We start from the raw sequence: 18265 nt of genomic DNA, 5'->3' as shown, positions 1-18265 counted from the left end.
GCATGGTGGGGAGACCAATATTGGCAACCTTGCGCCGCTATGCAGGTACCACAACCGGGTCAATGATGATGATCCGTGGCGGAAGAAACGCGGCCGGATCGTGATGGTGCGGGGTGCACCGGTATGGATCTCACCCCGCGGCTATCCGGTGAAAAACACCAACCGCGGGGCAATGGGCCAACTCTTCGGCTTTTAGCGCCGGAGGACGTAGTACTGCACGCTCATTGCAGGTAAGTGCAGCTCAATGGACTGGTCGAACCGGTCCCACTCGGTGGGTTCGGTGTGCACGCTGCGTGGCAGGTCGTTGCCGGCACCGCCGTAGACTGATTCGTCGGTGTTGATCAGCATGTCCCATGCGCCTGCTTCGGGCAGGCCGAGGCGGTAGCTGGGCAAGGAGACGCCGGAGAGGTTGATCACGGCGAGGACTGGGGTGGCGTCGACGCCCCAGCGGACGTAGGCCAGCACGTTGTTTGAGGCGTCGTCGCCCTTGATCCACTGGAAGCCCATGGGGGTGTTGTCTTGGGAGTACAGGGCGGGGGTGTCGCGGTAGACCAGGTTGAGGTCGCGTACGAGGCGTTTGATGCCGGCGTGGTAGTCGCGGTGCAGGTCGTCCCAGTTGATGGAGTGGGCTTCGTCCCATTCGGTGGTTTGGCCCCATTCGCAGCCCATGAACATGAGCGGTTTGCCGGGGTGGGAGTACATGTAGCCGTAAAGGGCGCGTAAGCCCGCGGCTTTGTTCCAGTCGTCGCCAGGCATGCGCTGCCACAGGGAGCCTTTGCCGTGGACGACTTCGTCGTGGCTGAACGGTAGGACGTAGCGTTCGGAGAAGGCGTAGACGAGCGAGAAGGTGATTTCGTTGTGGTGGTGGGAGCGGTGGACTGGGTCGAGTGAGAAGTATTCGAGGGTGTCGTTCATCCAACCCATGTTCCACTTCATGGAGAATCCGAGGCCGTCGGCGTCGGTTTGGGCGGTCACGCCTGGCCATGCGGTGGATTCTTCGGCGATGGTGAGCACGCCGGGGTGTTCGCGGTGGACGGTGGCGTTCATTTCTTGGAGGAATTGGACGGCTTCCCAGTGTTCGCGGCCGCCGTGTTGGTTGGGGAGCCATTCGCCGGGTTCGCGGGAGTAGTCGAGGTAGAGCATGGAGGCGACGGCGTCGACGCGGATGCCGTCGAGGTGGAATTCTTCGAACCAGTACAGGGCGTTGGCGACGAGGAAGTTGCGGACTTCGCGGCGGCCGAAGTTGAACACGTAGGTGCCCCAGTCGCGTTGTTCGCCGCGTCGCCAGTCAGGGTGTTCGTAGAGGGGTGTGCCGTCGAAGCGTGCGAGGGCGAAGTCGTCTTTGGGGAAGTGGGCGGGGACCCAGTCGACGATGACGCCGATGCCGTTGGCGTGGAGTGTGTCGACGAGGCGGCGGAAGTCGTCGGGGCTTCCCCAGCGTGCGGTGGGGGCGTAGTAGCCGGTGACTTGGTAGCCCCAGGATCCGCCGTAGGGGTGTTCGGCGACGGGGAGGAATTCGACGTGGGTGTAGCCGTTGTCGACGAGGTAGGGCACGAGTTCGTCGGTAAGCGTGGCGTAGGTGGAGCCTTGTTTCCAGGAGCCGATGTGGCATTCGTAGATGCTCATGGCGGAGTTGGTGGCGTCGCGTCCGGCACGGGCGGTGATCCAGTCGTGGTCGCTCCATTCGAATTCGCTTGGCTTTGCGACGACTGACACCGTCTCGGGTGGTGTCAACGTGCGTTTAGCCAGCGGGTCGGCTTTGTCGATGCGTGTGCCGTCGGCGGTGTGGATGGCGAATTTGTAAGCGTCGCCGTCGCCGATGCCGGGGATGAAAATTTCCCAGACGCCGGAGACGCCGAGGCTGCGCATGGGGTACTGGCTGGGGTTCCAGGAGCAGAAGTCGCCGATGACGGCTACGCCGGTGGCGTTGGGTGCCCAGACGGCAAATGAGGTGCCGGTGACGACGCCGAGTGTGGTTTCGTAGGTGCGGACGTTTGCGCCGAGGACGTCCCAGAGGCGTTCGTGGCGGCCTTCGTTGATGAGGTGGATGTCGAGGGAGCCGAGGGTGGGTAGGAAGTTGTAGGCGTCGGCGACGATGATGGGATCGGCGCCGGGGTAGGTGATGCGGTAGCGGTAGTCGGGGGTGTGGGTGTCGTCGAGGGTGGCGGCCCAGATGTCGTCGCCAAGCGGTTGCATGGGTTGGGACGCGTTGTGGATGAGCAGTTCGACGCGTTCGGCACCGATGAAGCGGGCGCGGATGATGGAGCCGTCGCCGTGGGGGTGCCAGCCGTAGATGTCGTGGGGTGCGTTGTGGGTGCAGGCGAGGAGGCGTTGGCGGTCCCCGTCCGGGATGAGCAGGTTGGTGTTCATGGTGGTCCTTAGGGGCGGTAGTCGTGGTCTGAGATCTGACGGTACGCGAGTGCTTCTCGACGATCCGGCGCAACCTCGGGCAAACGCACCACGTGGGCGACGTTCTTCTCGGGCGAGAGTTTGATGTAGTTGCCGGTTTCGGCGGTTGTCCACGTGTAGCGCTCGTTGGTGATCTGGTCGTGGACGTCGAAGGTGCCGGGGCTCAGTCCGATGGCGTCGGCGTCGATGTGCAGCAGGCCTTCTTGGGTGCCGGTGGGGTCCAGATTGACGACGACCAACACCGCGTTGCCGGAAATCGCATCGACCTTGGAGTAGGCGATGAGGTTGTCGTTGTCGATGCGGTGGAAGCGGATTTGGCGCAGTTGCTGCAGGGCGGGGTTGTCGCGACGGATCTGGTTGAGCAGCGTCAGGTACGGCTCGAGGGATTTGCCTTGCTTGAGAGCAGCGTCGAAGTCGCGATGGCGCAGTTGGTATTTTTCGCTGTCGTGGTATTCCTCGCTGCCGGCGGCGACGGGGCGGTTTTCGTAGAGTTCGTAGCCGGAGTACACGCCCCACAAAGGGCTCATGGTGGCAGCGAGTGTGGCGCGCAGCGCAAATGCTGCTGGCCCGCCTTCCTGCAGGGTGGCGTGGAGGATATCGGGGGTGTTGACGAAGAGGTTGGGGCGGGAGACGTCGGCGACATCGACAAGCAGTTGGGCAAAGTCGGTCAACTCCGCCTTGGTCACCTTCCAGGTGAAGTGGGTGTACGACTGGCTAAACCCAGCCTTGGACAGCCCGTACATGCGCGGCGGGCGGGTAAACGCCTCGGCGAGGAAGATGACGTCCGGGTCGGTTTCGTGGACCTTGGAAATGAGCCAGTGCCAGAAGTTCACCGGCTTCGTGTGGGGATTGTCTACACGGAAGGTGGTCACGCCGAGGTTGACCCAGTACATGAGCACCCGGTAGATCTCGGCGTAGAGGGCCTCGGGCGCGTTGTCGAAGTTCAGCGGGTAGATGTCCTGGTATTTCTTTGGCGGGTTTTCGGCGTAAGCGATGGTGCCGTCGGCGAGCACGGTGAAAAACTCCGGGTGCTCTTTCGCCCACGGGTGATCGGGTGCGGCCTGCAGGGCGAAGTCGAGGGCGATCTCCAGACCCAACTCGTTGGCGTGGTCCATCATGTCTAAAAATTCGTCCTCGCCGCCCAGGTTTGGGTCGAAGGCGTCGTGGCCGCCGTATTTAGACCCGATGGCCCACGGGGAGCCGACGTCGCCGTCTTCGGGGGTGAGGGGGTTGTTGCGGCCTTTGCGGTTGACCTCGCCAATCGGGTGGATGGGCGGGAAATAGACGGTGTCGAACCCCATCGCCGCCACTCGGTCCAACTGCGCCGCGGTGGTGGCCCAGGTGCCGTGGATCGGGTTGCCCTTCTTGTCCACGCCACCAGTGGAGCGCGGAAACAGTTCGTACCAGGAGTTCACAAGTGCCTCGCGACGCTCCACAAGGATATCGGCGACGGGCCCGCGGGTGACCAATTCACGCAGCGGGTGTTCGGCGAGCACGTCGCGCACCTCCTGGGAGCACCCGGGGGTGAGGCGTTGGGAAAGGGGCAGGGTGTCGTCGATAAGCGATGCGCGCGCGGAGGCAAGCACCGGGGAAGCATGCTGAGCAATCGCGGCGTCGAACAATTCCACGCCATGCGCGATATCGTTGGCCAACTCCGCCTCCGACTGGCCGGCGGCGAGCTTCTTTTCCACCGCGTTGCGCCACGTGGCCATGACGTCGCTCCACGCATCCACCCGATAGCGCCACAGACCTTGCTCGTCCGGCACAAACACCGCATGGCAATAATCCGGCCGATAAAACTCGGCGTGCATCGGCACCTCGTACTGCGCACCCGACGGCGCGACAAGTACCAGCGTCGCAGCAATCGCATCGTGGCCCTCGCGCCACACCAACGCGGAAACCGGCACGACCTCACCAACAACCGCCTTCGACGGCAACGTGCGCCCAGAGACCTGGGGGCGGACGTCGTCGATGCCGAAGCGAGCAACCATCATCAAAACCTTCCGAGCGACCATTGATTCACCCGCCAGGGTAGCGCGGGGCAACCACACACGCGGGCCGAAATAGGCCAAGATGGGGGACGTGAATCAGACAGAGGAATTGGTGACAGATCCGGACCTGCTCATCGACATGCGCAACGTGTCCTTCATTCGTGGCGGACACACGCTCGTCGGCCCTGTCGATTGGCAGGTCGAGCTCGACGAGAGGTGGGTGGTCATCGGGCCGAACGGCGCCGGTAAGACCACCTTGATCCGGATGGCGTCGGCGCAGGAATTCCCATCGGCAGGCCACGCGTTCATTCTCGGCGAGCGCGTCGGCGCGACCGATATGCGCGACCTGCGTGCTGCGATCGGCGTGACGTCCTCCGCGGTGGCGAACCGTGTGCCGGAGGACGAGAAGGTCGGCGACCTCGTGGTCTCCGCTGGTTACGCCATTTTGGGGCGTTGGCGCGAGGACTACGACGAGATGGATTACGACCAAGCCCTCGAAGTACTTGAGCAAGTCGGCGCGATGCACCTGATCGACCGTCGCTGGGGCACCCTGTCTGACGGCGAGAAGAAGCGCGTGCTCGTTGCGCGTGCCGTGATGACCAACCCGGAGCTGCTCATTCTCGACGAGCCCGCCGCCGGCATGGACTTGGGCGGCCGTGAGGACCTCCTGGCCTACCTGGGGGATCTGGCGATGGACCCGGATGCGCCGGCGATCGTCATGATCACCCACCACCTGGAGGAGATCCCGGACGGGTTTACCCACGCGATGCTGCTGGACGAAGGCGAGATTGTCGCCCAAGGCCTCATCGATGACGTGCTGACGTCCGAGAACGTCTCGCGCGCCTACCACCAGCCGATCGAAGTGACGCGCGCTGACGGGCGTTTCTTCGCACGCCGCGCCCGTTCAGCCCGCAGGGGTGCGCACCGGGCGTAGACCGCCGGGGTGGGAGCAATGCCGACGGAGAAGAAGCGCAACGAGGCCGTGTTGTCGCACGACGAGGCCGATTCGATTGACCCGAGCGAGAAGAGCGGGTTTTTCGGTGCGCGTTTATCTGCGACGGTAATTCTGCTACGTAATAGCGCCGAGGGGATTGAGGTGTGGGTGCAGGAGCGTGTCCTGTCCATGCCGAATTACCCGGGGTTGACGGTGTTTCCGGGCGGCGGGGTGGATTCGCGTGATTTCCCGCCGCGTGCCTGGGACGATGGCGAGTTGTGGCTTGGGCGTTCCGCGATTTCGCTTGCTCGCCAGCTCGGGGTGACCAAATACAAGGCTCACGCGGTGTTGTTCGCGGCGGTGCGCGAGCTGTTCGAGGAGACTGGCACGCTGCTTGCGGTTGACGATGACGGCACGCTTCTCGACGACGCCCGCCCCTTCCACAACCACCGCCTCCGGCTCGAATCTCACGAGCTTTCCCTGACTGACGTGTTGCAGGAGAGCAACCTCAACGTGTGCGCGGACCTGCTCAAGCCGGTGGCGCGCTGGGTCGGGGTGTCCGAAAGCGGCAATTGGTTTGACACGTTTACCTTTGTCGCCGCTAATCCGGAGGGCCAAGAGCCGGATTCGGATACGTGGGAGGCAGACGACGCGAACTGGTTCCCACCACAGTTGATCCTTGACGGCTGGCGGCATGGTTTGGTGCGCCTTGCCCCTTCGACGTGGGCCCAGTTGAACGAATTGCGCCGCTTTAACACTGTCGACGACGTCCTGCACGCCGCCGAAGGCGCAAGCCTGGCACCCGTGATCGGCGACCCGGTCGACGACGAGCGTTATGAGGAGTTCTTTACGTTTCAACCAGTCGATAGGATCGGAAAACGCTATGACATTTAGCGTCGCAGAGGCACGGTTCCTCGCAGCGAACGCTGACGCGATCTCCGCAGTCGAGCCCGAGATCGCCCTGACCAAAAAGAGTGTGTTCGCCGACCGTGCGGTGTTGGACCAACACTTTGGCGACTACGCCCGAGCCGTCAGCGCGCTTATCGCCGCCCGGCGCGCCGCAGCCGGCAAGTTTCCTGCCCATTGGCTTACCGATGCCGACGCCGCGCAGCAGGCCACCCCAGCACGCGTAGCGGGGGTACGTGCCGCGCGCATTGCCGAGGCGGGAGCGCAGATGGTGCATGACGTGACGTGTTCTGTCGGCTCGGAAGCTCCGGCGTTTCGTCAGCGTGGCATTGCGTGGATGGGCAGTGACCTGGATATGTCTCGTTTGATCATGGCGCGGCACAACTTGGGGCAAGAGGCGTGGCTGGCGCAGGCGGATGCGCTCACGCCGGTGACGTCTGACGGGGTGGTGGTTGCTGATCCAGCGCGTCGCGCCGGGGGCCGCCGAATCACCGACCCAGCCCAGTTGCTTCCACCGCTGCCGGATTTGCTCGATGCGCAGGCCGGCCGCGAGATGGCAGTGAAGTGCGCGCCGGGCATCGACTATTCGGGGTGGGATGGGCTGGTCAGCGTGGTGTCCGTCGACGGCGGCGTCAAAGAGGCGTGTTTGTATACGCCGGGGTTGGCGGGAGGGGTTCGTCGAGAAGCGGTGGTCCTGCGAGATGGCGAGGAGCGCGTCACAGATCTTGACGACGACACCGTCGACGTCACCGCCCCACAGCGCTACATCATCGACCCGGACGGGGCAGTGGTGCGCGCGGGCCTGGTGCGTGGGTGGGCTGCGCGTCACGGTCTGAGCATGCTCGACGAGCACATTGCGTATCTGACCGGCGAGCAGATCCCGGCAGGCTACAGTGGCTTTCCCTTCCTGGAAGCGGTGCCGCTGCGTGCCCTGAAGAAGGTGCTGGCCTCCCACGGTGCTGGCAGCGTGGAGATCCTCGTGCGCGGCGTGGATGTGGACCCGGACCAGTTGCGCAAGAAATTGAAGCTGCGCGGCAAGGCACAGATGGCGGTGGTGATCGCGCGGATTGGGGATCAGGCGGTGGCGCATGTGTGCGGGCCGCGCGTGCACGCCTAACCTTGGGCGCATGGTCTATTTCGATCACGCTGCTACAACTCCGATGCGCCAAAGTGCGATCGACGCGTGGGTGGAACACGCAGGCGCCCTCAACGCGGGAAGCCAACACGCCGCGGGGCGCAAGGCGAACGCTGTGCTTGCCGACGCCCGCGAGCGCATCGCGGGCGCCCTCGGCGCCGACCCCGTGGAGGTGGTGTTTACCGGCTCGGGCACAGAGGCCAACAACATTGGGGTGCGTGGGCTGTTTGCGACTTCCGAGCTGGATCGGGTGGTTGCCACGCCTATCGAGCACCCCGCGGTGCTCGAGGTAGTCAAGTCTCTTGGCCAGACTGGGGCGGATGTGGAGTGGCTGCCGGTGGGTCGCGACGGGCACGTGACGGACTTAAGTGCGCTGGATACGCCGGCGGCGGTTGTGACGATGATGTGGGCGAACAACGAAACCGGCGCGATCCAGCCGGTGGGTGAGGCGATTGAGCGCGCCACCGCCGTCGGCACGCCGGTGCACGTCGATGCGGTGCAGGCGGTCGGCCATGTGCCGGTGGATTTTCACGCGCTTGGCGCGACCACGCTTGCGGCCAGCGCTCACAAGTTTGGCGGCCCGCGCGGCACCGGCATTCTGCTGGCGAAGCGTTCGCCCGCGCCGAAGCCGGTGATTCTGGGCGGGGGGCAGGAGCGCGGGATCCGCTCCGGCACCGTCGACGTCGCATCGGCCGCCGCCACGGCGGTGGCGCTCGAGGAGGCGATCGCAGAACATACCGAGATTGAGCGCCTGCGGGATGCGCTCATTGAGGGGGTGAGGCAACGTGTGGATGGGGTGGTCGTCGCAACGCAAGAGCCCGCGCTGCCGGGCCATGCGCACTTCATGTTCCCCGGCGCGAACGCGGACGCGCTGATCATGCTGCTGGACGTGCAGGGCATTTCGGTGTCGGCGGGCTCGGCGTGCGCCAGTGGCGTGCTGCGCATGAGCCATGTGCTCGAGGCGATGGGCTACAGCGAGCGTGAGGCGATGGGGGCGTTGCGCGTGACGGTCGGGCGTACGAACACTGCGCAGGACGTGGAGGCGTTCCTCAACGCGATCCCGGACGTGGTGGAAAAGGCGCGGGCAGCTGGCGCGCTCTAACCGGCAACGCGCGTGTCGCATGTGATTTGTGTGATTTGGGTGCACTAGTGTTGCCCGCATGCAGATGTCACGCCGAATCCGTTCCGCAGCAGCCGCTGTCGCCGCCCTGCTGTTTGCCACAACCGTCACGCCGCTCGGGCAAGCCGACGCCCAGTCGATCCCGGGCGTGGTCTCCGGCGTCGATGTCGCGGGCCACCAGCGTCCGGGCGGCGCGACCATCGACTGGCGCTCGGTGGGCACGATCGGCGGCCAGGACTTCGCCTTTGTCAAGGCATCTGAGGGCGAGGGCTGGAAGAACGAGTTTTACGACGAGGACGCCAAAGCCGCTGCCGACGCCGGCCTGAAGGTCGGCGCCTACCACTACGCGCGCCCCGCCGAGGACCCGGTCACCCAGGCGCGTTACTTCGCCTCCGTGATCAACCAGGGCCCGGCAACGCAGTTGCCGCCGGTGCTCGACCTTGAGGTCGACGAGGGCCTCGGCCCGGTCCAGCTTGCGGCGTGGACGCAGCGCTTCCTGTCTGAGGTGCAGGCGCAGACGGGCAAAAAGCCGATGATCTACACGTACCGCTACTTCTGGTACGAGCACATGAACGACACCTCTGCGTTCACGTCCTACCCGCTGTGGCTTGCCGCGTACCAGAATCAGCCCCCGGCGCCGGTTGGTGGTTGGGACAAGTTGTCGTTTTGGCAGCGCAGCGACTCCGGCCGTGTCGTCGGCATCAACACCCCGGTGGACATGAACCTGTTTAACGGCACGTCGGGTCAGTTGAACCAGTTCGCCGCAGGCAACTTGAACGCTGCTGGTGGCGTGTTGGAGCGTTTCCAGGCGCCTGATTCCGGCGAGTTAAAGGTGCTTGAGCAGGACAGCACGAAGTTGGTTGTCGCAGTCCTTGCACTGGCCGCGGGTGGTCTTGGTGTGCAGCAGTTCATCGACGCCGCACGTGTCGCAGGCTTTGATCTGACGGATGCGAACAACATCGCGCGCTTGGTCCAGCAGCTCGCGGGCCAAGGCGAGCTGCCTATCGACGACCTACGCAACATGATGGTCGGCAACTACCAAATCGGCGACCTGCTGATTTTGTTGGATAACGCGCTGAAGCACTAGTCGTGGCGTGGGGTCGTCGCAAAGCGGCGCGCCCACCCAAGCCCTTTGAACTGCGCTGGCACCCCGCCTTTGAGCAGCTCGCGGGTGAGCACGTCGCCGGCTTCGATCGGGTGGTTGGCGCCGATGAGCACGATGTTGCCGTAGCGGCGCCCCTTGAACATCGGCGGGTCGGCGATCGCCGCAACGTGCGGGAACACCTCCAGCATGCCGGCGAGCTCCTCTTTCGCCTCCTTCAAGTCGGCGTGGGAGCCGCAGTTGGCGAGGTAAAAGCCGCGATCGCTTATCGACGACCTCACCGCCGCATAGAACTCCACCGTCGTCAGATTCCGCGGCGTGGTGGCCGACGAGAACACGTCTCGGATGATCACGTCGCGGGTGGCGGGCTTGAAAGCGTCGGTGACGTCGCGGGCGTCGTCGACACGAATCTTCACGGCCGGGGCACGCGGGATGTCGAAGAGTTCGCGTGCGAGCACCGCCAGTTCGGAATCGATCTCCACCACCGTGTTGCGCGAGCCTTTCCACGCGCTTGCGAAGTAGCGCGCCAGCGTGCACGCGCCGCCGCCCAGGTGTGTCAGCCGGGACTTCGGCTTCGCCTCGTCGGGGTAGTGGGTATCCAAAAAGTCCGCCATCCAGCGCATGTACTCAAAATCGAGGCGCTGCGGGTCGCCAGGCACGATGTGGGAACTGGGCACCCCGTTGACCAGCAACACCATCGACCCGTCCGGCTCGTGGAGCACCTCCGCGACACCGGTATCGATTTCATAAAACTCACTTTTGGCGGCCATGGCTGGTGAGCGTACCCGGTGCCTAGATCCGCGCGTCGGTACGCCGTAGGTAGGCCACAGCAACCGCCCAGCCAGCCACGGTCAACGCTGCGGAGGCGGCGAGAACACCCGTGACGGTGCCAGTGCCGAGCGCTCCAGCAGCAGCGACGGCGGAACTGCCCAGCCACAGCGTGTGCGACAACAACGCAGGCGCCACGATGAACCGCACGCCAGGCACCCCAGCCGCGAGTGCGCCAAACGATACGAGACTTACCACCACCGCAATGCCGATGGGTGCTGCAAAACTACGGATGACCATAGACAGCAGTGACTGCCATGACGCCACCGCAACGGCTGGTGCCAGGGCCAATAACGCTGCGACGAGGAGCTCGCCTGGCACTGCACCGGGAATCCCCAATGCCCAACCGACGAACAACGTGAGGCCGATGAGAACAGCGTGCATCGCTGCGACAGTAACCGCGATTGCGGCGATTTTCGACGCCACCAGGTTGCCCACCGAACGCGTCGAGGTGAGCATGGTGAGCCAGTTGTGCCCGCGGTGCTCGACTCGCCAGGCGGCTGCGGCGAGGATCGCGATGCCAGCGGTACAGAACAGCAACCCATAAAACAACATGACCTGGGAGAAGTAGCTACCCCAACCGGCGGTCAGGGTGCCGGTGTTCGCGGCGTAGTTGCCGGCGCCGATCGCGACGGCAACTACGGGGACGAGGAACGCGACCGCCCAGACGTGGGAGCGTCGAAACTTGAGCAGGTCGTTAAGGATTAGGTCCATGGTCTAGATCTCCTTTCGATCCAGGGCTTTGGTACCGGCGACCAAGACCGCTACGGCGAGGACGAGGTAGCCGCTCCACAGCACCCAGCCGGGCTGCGACGGGGTGACCCCTGCTTCAGTGAATCCGAACGGGAGGATCACAGCGATGTACCCGAAGGGATTGACTGCAGCCAGCCACGGTGGGGACAGCAGTGATGCGATGCCAAAGAACCCGCCGACGACCCCGACTGCGAGCACGACAAGTTGCGACTCGACAAGCGCGGCGAGCAAGAGCATCACAGCGAGGAGCGCAAGTGTGGTGCCCGCGACACCGAGACCGAAGCGCAGCCATGTCTCCAGCATCGCTCCGCGCGGTGCAGGCGCGCCCATCGCGAGGGGCAGCGCTATGGCCCCAGAGAACTCAATACACTTTGCGACGACAACTACCACCGTCGCAACACCTAACTTTCGAAGAAGCAGCGCCCCGGGCCGAGTTCCTGCGATGGCGTTGAGCCGCCACCCGCCACTGATGTGCTCCGTATCCACGATGCGGCTGGCCACCAGTGCCAACTGCAACGGGGTCAGAAACGCCAGCGCCATGGCGATTCCGATGAGATGTCCCGCCCATGCGGTATCTGGGTTGGCCTGGAATGCGGCGGCGTTGTCGCCTGCGAAGAGACTCATGTTGGCGAATAGGACGATCCCCACCGTCATGAGCAGGCTCAGCCACACGATTTTGGTGCGTTTGAGTTTGGCGAATTCCACCATCATGCGCCTGCCACCTCGTCGTTGGTCAAGCCGATGAAGATGTCCTCGAGGCTGCGGCGCTTGCGCAGGACCTGGTGTAGCGGTACGCCGTGTGTAACCAGGAGGGCGATGGTGTGGGCGAGGTGGTCGTCGTCAAGCCCGGAAAGCTCCACGCCACCCTCGACCCGTTTCGGTTGCAGCGCGCGAAGGACCGAGACCGCAGTTGCAGCATCCGGCGTCTGGATGAACACATCCGGCAGTTGCGCGCTGTACAGCTCGTCTTGGGAGCCCTGGAACACGAGCTTGCCGTGGTTGATGATGGTCAAGTCGGTCGCCATCTTCTCGATCTCTGACAACAGGTGGCTCGACACCAGCACTGTGCGGCCCTGGTCGCGGGCGAGGCTGATGATGAGTTCGCGGATCTCCTCAATGCCGGCGGGGTCGAGGCCGTTGGTGGGCTCGTCGAGAATAAGTAATTGTGGGTCGCGTGCGAGTGCCATCGCGATGCCGAGGCGCTGCTTCATACCCAGCGAATAGTTTTTCACCAGTTTGTCCATCTGACCCTCGAGGCGCACCAGCGACACCGCGCGGCGCACCGCTTCGGGATCGGCGCCGAGCAGACGCGTGACAATACGCATGTTTTCACCACCCGTGAGGTGTGGGTAAGCGGCGGGGGCTTCGATGAGCGAGCCGACACCGGCAAGGACATGCGCGCGGTTCGCTCGCGTCATGGGGTGTCCGAGCACGCTGATGTCGCCGTGCGTGGGGGCGATGAGGCCGAGCAGCATCTTCATCGTGGTGGATTTGCCGGAGCCGTTCGGGCCGAGCAGGCCGTGCACCACGCCAGGGGCGACCCTGAGGTCGAGGTTGTGGACGACGTCTGTGTGTCCGTAGGTTTTGGTCAGACCGTAGGTCTGAATCATCGGTGTTTCCATGCGCTCAAGGTTCGCGCATGACACGGGCCTTCCGCGTCGGCACAGGGCATGATTTTGGGCGTGATACCCAGGTATGACGCGGCTTAGGAATCCAACAGATCCGCGCGCGAGACCAACCCGGTCCGGTACGCGAAAAGGGCAGCGTGCACCCGGTCGCGCGACTGTGTCTTCGCCAGCACCCGGCCCACGTGAGTTTTCACCGTGGGCATGGAGATGAACATCCGCTCCGCGATCTCGCCGTTGCTCCAGCCGCGGGCAATCGCGATGAGTACTTCGCGCTCGCGTTCGGTGAGCTCACCCAGCGCGAGGCGGTCGGCGGCGGACAGGGCCACAGCCTTCTCTGTCGGAGCAGCAAGCTTTGCGACGATCCGGTTCGTCGCCCTCGGCGAAATCACCGCGTCACCGCCTGCAACCGTGCGGATCGCGTCTAGCAGCACCTCCGGTTCCGCGTCCTTGAGCAGGAACCCGCTCGCGCCCGCGCCGATCCCGCCGAGCACGTAGTCCTCGTCGTCGAACGTGGTCAGCACGATCACCTTGGTGTCCGGATGGTGCTGGGTGATACGCCGGGTGGCGGCGATGCCGTCGAGGACGGGCATTTGCACGTCCATAAGCACAATGCCCACCGGATCGCTGTCGCACGCCTGCACTGCCTCCTCGCCGTTCGCGGCGAGCCAGCGGACCTCCATGTCCGGCTGGGAGTCCAGCACGTTGCGGATGCCGTGGAGGAAAAGCGCTTGGTCGTCAGCGAGTCCGAGAGTGATCATGGGGTGAGTGGGATCCTTGCCGTTGTGGTCCAGGTGCCGGCGGGGGTGGCGGATGCGGTCACCGTGCCGCCGGAAAGCGCCGCGCGCTGCCGCATGCCCTCCACTCCGTGGCCCGGACGAGTGGTCGCGCCGGGAGTGACCGGGTTCGTCATTTCTACCACGACGGTATCTGCGCCCCAGCGCACCGCGAGCTCGGCGTGACCGGTGCCGTGCTTCATGGCGTTGGTCAGGGACTCCTGCACGATGCGCTGGACGGTAAGCGCGGTGGCCGGGGCCAGGTGCTCGGGAGGGGTGCCCTCGGCGGTGTATGCGACGTTAAGCCCACCTGCGCGGCTGGTGGCGACCAGGCCGTCGATGTCCAGTTGCGTTGTTGGTTCAAGGGGGCGCTGTTCAGGGTCGCGCAGCAGCTCCACCACGCCGCGCATCTGGCGCAGCGAGTCGCGGCCGACGTTGCCGATGGTGCGCAGCGCCTCGTCCTTCGACTCCGGGGTGGCGGCGAAGCGCGCGCCGTCGGCCTGCGCAACAATGACGGTCAGCGAGTGGGTGACAATGTCGTGGATTTCTCGCGCCAAGTGGGCGCGCTGCTCCTGGGCTGCGCGTTCGAACTCAGCGCGCTGACGCGCCAGCTCCTGCTCCGCACTTTCGTCGGCTCGGCGTCGCAGCTCGCCGAAGAGTAACGCCACGGTCAGCAGAATGATGCTCCAGAAGACGTAGGGGAGCCGGTCGACAGGCTCGAGCGCGGTGAGCGCGGGGATGATGAACGCGGTGGCTGCGGCGTCGCCAAGCAACAGTGCAGCCGTGGCGAAGTCGCGGTGCGGGGCAGGCAGGTGGCGCCTGGCGACGTACGCGGCGAACGGCGCCACGGCGATTGTGCCGACGGGGAGCGAGTTGCAGAACGCCGCGGGAATGAGCACCGTAAGGATCGCAGCGAACGTTTCCAGTGGCCAGCGCCAGCGGGTAAACGGGGCCGCAACGGCGCAGGCCAGCAGTGCGAGCCCGACGACCAACTGTCGCGAATCCGGCAGCAGCCCAACTAGGCAGGGGACCAGCATGAACGCTGCCATGCTCGCATTGCGGATCCGCACTGCGCGGGTAGTGGAAAAGTTCATGGCCGTCCACGCTACTTGCCGCCGCGTGCAGCCGCGTCGTACTGCGGTATGACGTTTAAGAATGAAGGTCTTGCGCTACGATCGCTAGTACTGATCCAGGGGATCGATGTCCAAGGTATCTACGCAGAAGGAGGGGCAAATGTCGACTCCGGTTACCCGGATGCTCTCGAACGACGAGATCATCCGGGAATTGGCCAACATCGAAGAAGAGATGCAACCGTACAACGTCGATGTCTTGCGTCGGCTTCGCGAGGCCGGTGCCCTGAAGTTTGAAGAAGAACGCCTGTTAGAACGTTACGAAGCGTTGTCGTGGATGCTCAACGGGTAGATGTTTTGTCTGAGCACGCCTGGATAGAACACGCAACGACGTTCGTTGGTGAAATACAGGATCTGCTCGAAAACACATTAGTAGGTACCACCGCGCTAGAGACTTTCGAAACCTCCAAAGAGACCTTTCGCTCGTGGTTCAAAATCTCGAAGGAACTCGCCATAGGCAGATCGGGAAGCAACCGTTTACACCTAGCTGTCGACTTCCGGCTACGGCCAAGCAATTCCAGGAGTGGGGTTGCGGTTGAAAAAAGCTCGATAAAGGTCGAATTTAAGGCGACACAACGTTTCGTACCAATTGTTCGCTTCGAGTTCGACCGCGAAGCCAGAAACAAACCCCCGAGCCATTTTCAGTTTCACGCGGAATCCGTACCGTTGGGGTTACTCCTAGCAAGAAGCGGCCGCTACGAGGCTGCGGCGCAGCAGCAGAATATTCACTTTCCCCTCGGTGACCCGCAGTTCCGCGTCACGGTGGAGGACGTTGTGGAGTTAGTTGTTAGAGAATTCGATGCACAACCAATGCCGGGGTGGGAGGAACGCGTGGAGGAGGGGCGTAGACGATTCATTGAAATGCAAACTGAGGCAGTTATCCGGCGGGACCCCGCAAAGGCAGTTGAAGTATTACGCTCCGCCGGATGTTATGTGCAGCCTCCATCGGGGTGGACCGACGTTTCACCTCTCGCTGAGTAGGGACCCGCAACAGACGCACGAGTCCTCCCACGGTTGTCTAGGATTTCACCAGTCGAGCGATAGCTGCTGACGCTTCTTCGATCTTGGCGTCGGCTTCCTGCCCGTCGCTGATCGCATCGGCTACACAGTGCTTCAAGTGGTCGTCCAGCAAACCCAGTGCTACGCCCTTCAGCGCCGCGTTGACCGCACTGATCTGGGTGAGGATGTCAATGCAGTAGGCGTTTTCGTCGATCATGCGGTGAATACCGCGGGTCTGCCCCTCGATGCGTTTGAGCCGAGCGAGGTAGCGGTCTTTCTCGCTGATGTAGCCGTGGTTGGCCGAGTTCCCGGAAGCGGGGGTGGGGGTGTTCATCATTGGTCTCCTGGATGGTGTGCACGGTGTCGGGTCACTTGGACCGGTTAAGTATCCGGTCGGTGCTGCTCTGTGGGGTGAGATCGAGGCGGCGGAGCAGCTGCGCATTCAGAGCCACGACGACGGTTGAGGCCGACATCAGGATTGCGCCGACGCTCATCGGCATCACGAACCCGATTGGTGCAAGGATACCGGCAGCCAGCGGAACGGACAGCAGGTTGTAGCCGGCCGCCCACCACAGGTTCTGCTTCATCTTCCGGTAGGTCGCACGGGAGAGCTCGATGACCGAAAGCACCGACCGCGGGTCGGAGCTTGCCAGGACGACACCCGCCGAGCCGATGGCCACGTCTGTGCCGGCACCGATCGCGATGCCGACATCGGCCTGGGCCAGCGCGGGGGCGTCGTTGACACCGTCACCGACCATCGCGACCCTGTGGCCCTCGGCTTGTAGTTCCTTGACTTTCGCGGCCTTGTGCTCGGGACGCACACCTGCGAAGACCCGGTCAATGCCCAGGTCCCTGGCTACGGTGTCCGCGACGGCCTGCGCATCGCCGGTGATCATGACGACTTGGGCGCCCGCAGAGTGCAGTGCGTCGACGGCGTCGCGGGATTCGGGGCGGATTTCGTCGGCAAGCCGGAGTGCTCCGATCACCTCGCCGTCGGCGAGGACGTGGAGAATGATCGCGCCCTCCTTTCGCCACTCGTCGGCGACCGGGAGCTCCCCGGCGGAATGCTGCTCAAGCAGGTAGGGGCCACCGACCTCGATTACCTCACCGTCAACAGTTGCCTTCACGCCCACTGCTGGGGACGAAGAAAAGTCGATTGCCTGCGGGACGGCTACGCCACGGGCCTGAGCAGCCCCGGTGATGGCGCGGGCGAGCGGGTGTTCGCTGTCTGCTTCGGCGGCCGCTGCCAGGGCAAGCACGTCTTCTTTATCACGCCCGCCGGCGGGTTCGATCGCGGTGACGGTGGGCTCACCTTTGGTGAGGGTGCCAGTCTTGTCGAACAGTACTGCGTCGACGGTGCGCATCGATTCGAGCGCGAGCCGATCCTTGATCAGCACCCCGCCACGGGCGGCGCGCTCGGTCGCGATCGAGACGACCAGCGGGATCGCAAGGCCTAGGGCGTGGGGGCAGGCGATGACGAGCACCGTGATAGTGCGCACTACCGCTTCATTTGACACACCGACGACGGTCCAGACCACGGCGGTCAGAATGGCGGCGCCGAGGGTGAACCAGAACAACCACGCGGCGGCCTTGTCTGCGAGGCGCTGCGCCCGCGATGACGATTCTTGCGCATCGGTGACGAGCTTTTGAATGCCGGCCAACGCGGTGTCGTCACCCGTGGCCGTGACCTTGATGCGCAGGCCCGAGTCTGTCGCGATGGTGCCAGCGACCACGTGCTCGCCTTCACCGCGGCGCACCGTTTTTGATTCACCGGTGACCATCGACTCGTCCATGCTGGCGCTGCCGTCGACAATTGTGCCGTCAGCAGGCACGGACGCGCCGGGTCGCACGATCACGACATCGCCGACCTCAAGATCCGCCGGGGTGACCTTCACCACTTCGTCGCCGTCGATCTTCTCGGCCTCGTCGGGCAGAAGTGCGGCGAGCGAATCCAGGGCCGAGGTGGTCTGGGCGAGGGAGCGCATCTCGATCCAGTGCCCCAGCAGCATGATGACCACCAGCAGCGCCAGTTCCCACCAGAAATTCAGCCCGCGGTCTAGCAAGTTCAGGCTCGCACCCCAAGAGGAGACGAAGGCGACCGTGATCGCGAGGGCGATCAGCAGCATCATGCCGGGTTTGCGGGAGCGGATCTCTGAGACAGCACCCGTCAAGAACGGGCGACCTCCCCAGAAATAAATGACCGTGCCCAAAAGCGGCGAGATCCACCGGACCCATTCCGCGTCAGGCAGCTGGTAGCCGATGAGATGGGCGAAGGTTTCGTTAAATCCGACGACCGGGATCGCGAGAACCAGCATGATCCAGAAGAGCCTGCGGAACTGGGCTACGTGATCGCCGTGGCCTGCGTGGTCATGGCCTCCATGTTCTCCGTGGCCCGCGTGCTCGGTACTGCCGTGACGGGAATGGGCCTCGTGAGCGTCATGCTCATGATGGCTGGCGTGCCCACCGGGTCCGGTGCCGGAGTGGGCGTGCCTGTCGTTCATGGTTCTGTCCTTTCGTTGCAGTTCATGGTTGTGATCGGTTCGGCCGCGCCGGGGGC

At 64.1% G+C, this 18265-nt stretch carries 17 protein-coding genes and 1 pseudogene; 8 read left to right on the top strand and 10 right to left on the bottom strand.

Features of this window, described 5'->3' with window-relative positions:
* Positions 1-196, top strand: a pseudogene (locus HMPREF3145_RS11945) (HNH endonuclease); the annotation flags it as partial.
* Here the strand turns inward: HMPREF3145_RS11945 and glgB are convergent.
* Complete coding sequence (gene glgB / locus HMPREF3145_RS09645) at positions 193-2370, bottom strand: 1,4-alpha-glucan branching protein GlgB (protein ID WP_210384184.1); 2178 nt, start codon at positions 2368-2370, stop codon at positions 193-195. The pseudogene HMPREF3145_RS11945 and the gene glgB overlap by 4 nt on opposite strands.
* 8 nt (positions 2371-2378) lie before the next feature.
* Positions 2379-4400 (bottom strand): maltotransferase domain-containing protein, encoded by a 2022-nt coding sequence (locus tag HMPREF3145_RS09640; protein ID WP_070423015.1) that lies wholly within the window; start codon positions 4398-4400, stop codon positions 2379-2381.
* Between the two features lie 139 nt (positions 4401-4539).
* On the opposite strand from HMPREF3145_RS09640, the gene HMPREF3145_RS09635 reads away from it, so the two are divergent.
* Genes HMPREF3145_RS09635 through HMPREF3145_RS09615 form a run of 5 tightly spaced genes read left to right on the top strand, consistent with a single transcriptional unit; the run spans position 4540 to position 9582 of the window.
* A complete protein-coding gene (locus HMPREF3145_RS09635) occupies positions 4540-5334 on the top strand; it encodes an ABC transporter ATP-binding protein (protein ID WP_371325708.1) in 795 nt (264 codons plus the stop codon).
* An 18-nt stretch (positions 5335-5352) separates the two neighbouring features.
* Positions 5353-6228, top strand: a complete 876-nt coding sequence (locus HMPREF3145_RS09630) for an NUDIX hydrolase (protein WP_070423013.1) — start codon at positions 5353-5355, stop codon at positions 6226-6228.
* Positions 6218-7357, top strand: coding sequence for a THUMP-like domain-containing protein (locus tag HMPREF3145_RS09625; protein ID WP_070423012.1), 1140 nt, complete (start codon positions 6218-6220; stop codon positions 7355-7357). Before HMPREF3145_RS09630 ends, HMPREF3145_RS09625 begins: the two co-directional genes overlap by 11 nt.
* A gap of 10 nt (positions 7358-7367) precedes the next feature.
* Positions 7368-8477, top strand: a complete 1110-nt coding sequence (locus HMPREF3145_RS09620) for a cysteine desulfurase family protein (RefSeq protein ID WP_070423011.1) — start codon at positions 7368-7370, stop codon at positions 8475-8477.
* 58 nt (positions 8478-8535) lie between these two features.
* The gene (locus tag HMPREF3145_RS09615; protein ID WP_070423010.1) at positions 8536-9582 is read left to right on the top strand and encodes a glycoside hydrolase family 25 protein; all 1047 of its coding nucleotides are present in this window, start codon (positions 8536-8538) and stop codon (positions 9580-9582) included.
* Here the strand turns inward: HMPREF3145_RS09615 and HMPREF3145_RS09610 are convergent.
* The 6 genes from HMPREF3145_RS09610 to HMPREF3145_RS09585 all read right to left on the bottom strand — a co-directional run bounded on the left by HMPREF3145_RS09610 (position 9579) and on the right by HMPREF3145_RS09585 (position 14673).
* The gene (locus HMPREF3145_RS09610) at positions 9579-10367 is read right to left on the bottom strand and encodes a spermidine synthase (protein ID WP_070423009.1); all 789 of its coding nucleotides are present in this window, start codon (positions 10365-10367) and stop codon (positions 9579-9581) included. The two genes, HMPREF3145_RS09615 and HMPREF3145_RS09610, sit on opposite strands and share 4 nt — an antisense overlap.
* Before the next feature lie 22 nt (positions 10368-10389).
* Positions 10390-11139, bottom strand: coding sequence for an ABC transporter permease (locus HMPREF3145_RS09605; RefSeq protein ID WP_070423008.1), 750 nt, complete (start codon positions 11137-11139; stop codon positions 10390-10392).
* A 3-nt stretch (positions 11140-11142) separates the two neighbouring features.
* Positions 11143-11889 carry an ABC transporter permease gene (locus tag HMPREF3145_RS09600; RefSeq protein ID WP_070423007.1) on the bottom strand — a complete coding sequence of 249 codons (747 nt, stop codon included), beginning with the start codon at positions 11887-11889 and terminating at the stop codon, positions 11143-11145.
* Entirely contained in the window at positions 11886-12800 is a 915-nt protein-coding gene (locus HMPREF3145_RS09595; RefSeq protein WP_070423006.1) for an ABC transporter ATP-binding protein, read from the bottom strand. Before HMPREF3145_RS09595 ends, HMPREF3145_RS09600 begins: the two co-directional genes overlap by 4 nt.
* Before the next feature lie 83 nt (positions 12801-12883).
* The gene (locus tag HMPREF3145_RS09590) at positions 12884-13564 is read right to left on the bottom strand and encodes a response regulator transcription factor (protein ID WP_070423005.1); all 681 of its coding nucleotides are present in this window, start codon (positions 13562-13564) and stop codon (positions 12884-12886) included.
* On the bottom strand, positions 13561-14673 hold the full coding sequence (locus HMPREF3145_RS09585; RefSeq protein ID WP_070423004.1) for a sensor histidine kinase: 1113 nt from the start codon (positions 14671-14673) through the stop codon (positions 13561-13563). Before HMPREF3145_RS09585 ends, HMPREF3145_RS09590 begins: the two co-directional genes overlap by 4 nt.
* A 139-nt stretch (positions 14674-14812) precedes the next feature.
* Here HMPREF3145_RS09585 and HMPREF3145_RS09580 point away from each other — a divergent pair, with 139 nt between their 5' ends.
* Together HMPREF3145_RS09580 and HMPREF3145_RS09575 are read left to right on the top strand one after the other, a co-directional pair.
* Entirely contained in the window at positions 14813-15001 is a 189-nt protein-coding gene (locus HMPREF3145_RS09580) for a hypothetical protein (RefSeq protein ID WP_070423003.1), read from the top strand.
* The gene (locus tag HMPREF3145_RS09575; RefSeq protein WP_070423002.1) at positions 14983-15690 is read left to right on the top strand and encodes a hypothetical protein; all 708 of its coding nucleotides are present in this window, start codon (positions 14983-14985) and stop codon (positions 15688-15690) included. The genes HMPREF3145_RS09580 and HMPREF3145_RS09575 overlap by 19 nt, the downstream gene beginning before the upstream one ends.
* Before the next feature lie 37 nt (positions 15691-15727).
* Here the strand turns inward: HMPREF3145_RS09575 and HMPREF3145_RS09570 are convergent, their stop codons facing one another.
* Together HMPREF3145_RS09570 and HMPREF3145_RS09565 are read right to left on the bottom strand one after the other, a co-directional pair.
* Complete coding sequence (locus HMPREF3145_RS09570; protein ID WP_070423030.1) at positions 15728-16042, bottom strand: metal-sensitive transcriptional regulator; 315 nt, start codon at positions 16040-16042, stop codon at positions 15728-15730.
* A gap of 34 nt (positions 16043-16076) precedes the next feature.
* Positions 16077-18209 carry a heavy metal translocating P-type ATPase gene (locus HMPREF3145_RS09565; protein ID WP_083279506.1) on the bottom strand — a complete coding sequence of 711 codons (2133 nt, stop codon included), beginning with the start codon at positions 18207-18209 and terminating at the stop codon, positions 16077-16079.
* Positions 18210-18265: the final 56 nt, after the last annotated feature.

Origin of the sequence: Corynebacterium sp. HMSC05C01 (assembly GCF_001807155.1) — a bacterium.
Classification (GTDB): Bacteria; Actinomycetota; Actinomycetes; order Mycobacteriales; family Mycobacteriaceae; genus Corynebacterium; species Corynebacterium coyleae.
Note: the sequence above shows the minus strand (reverse complement) of the source record. Positions and strands in the feature narration are given on the sequence as shown.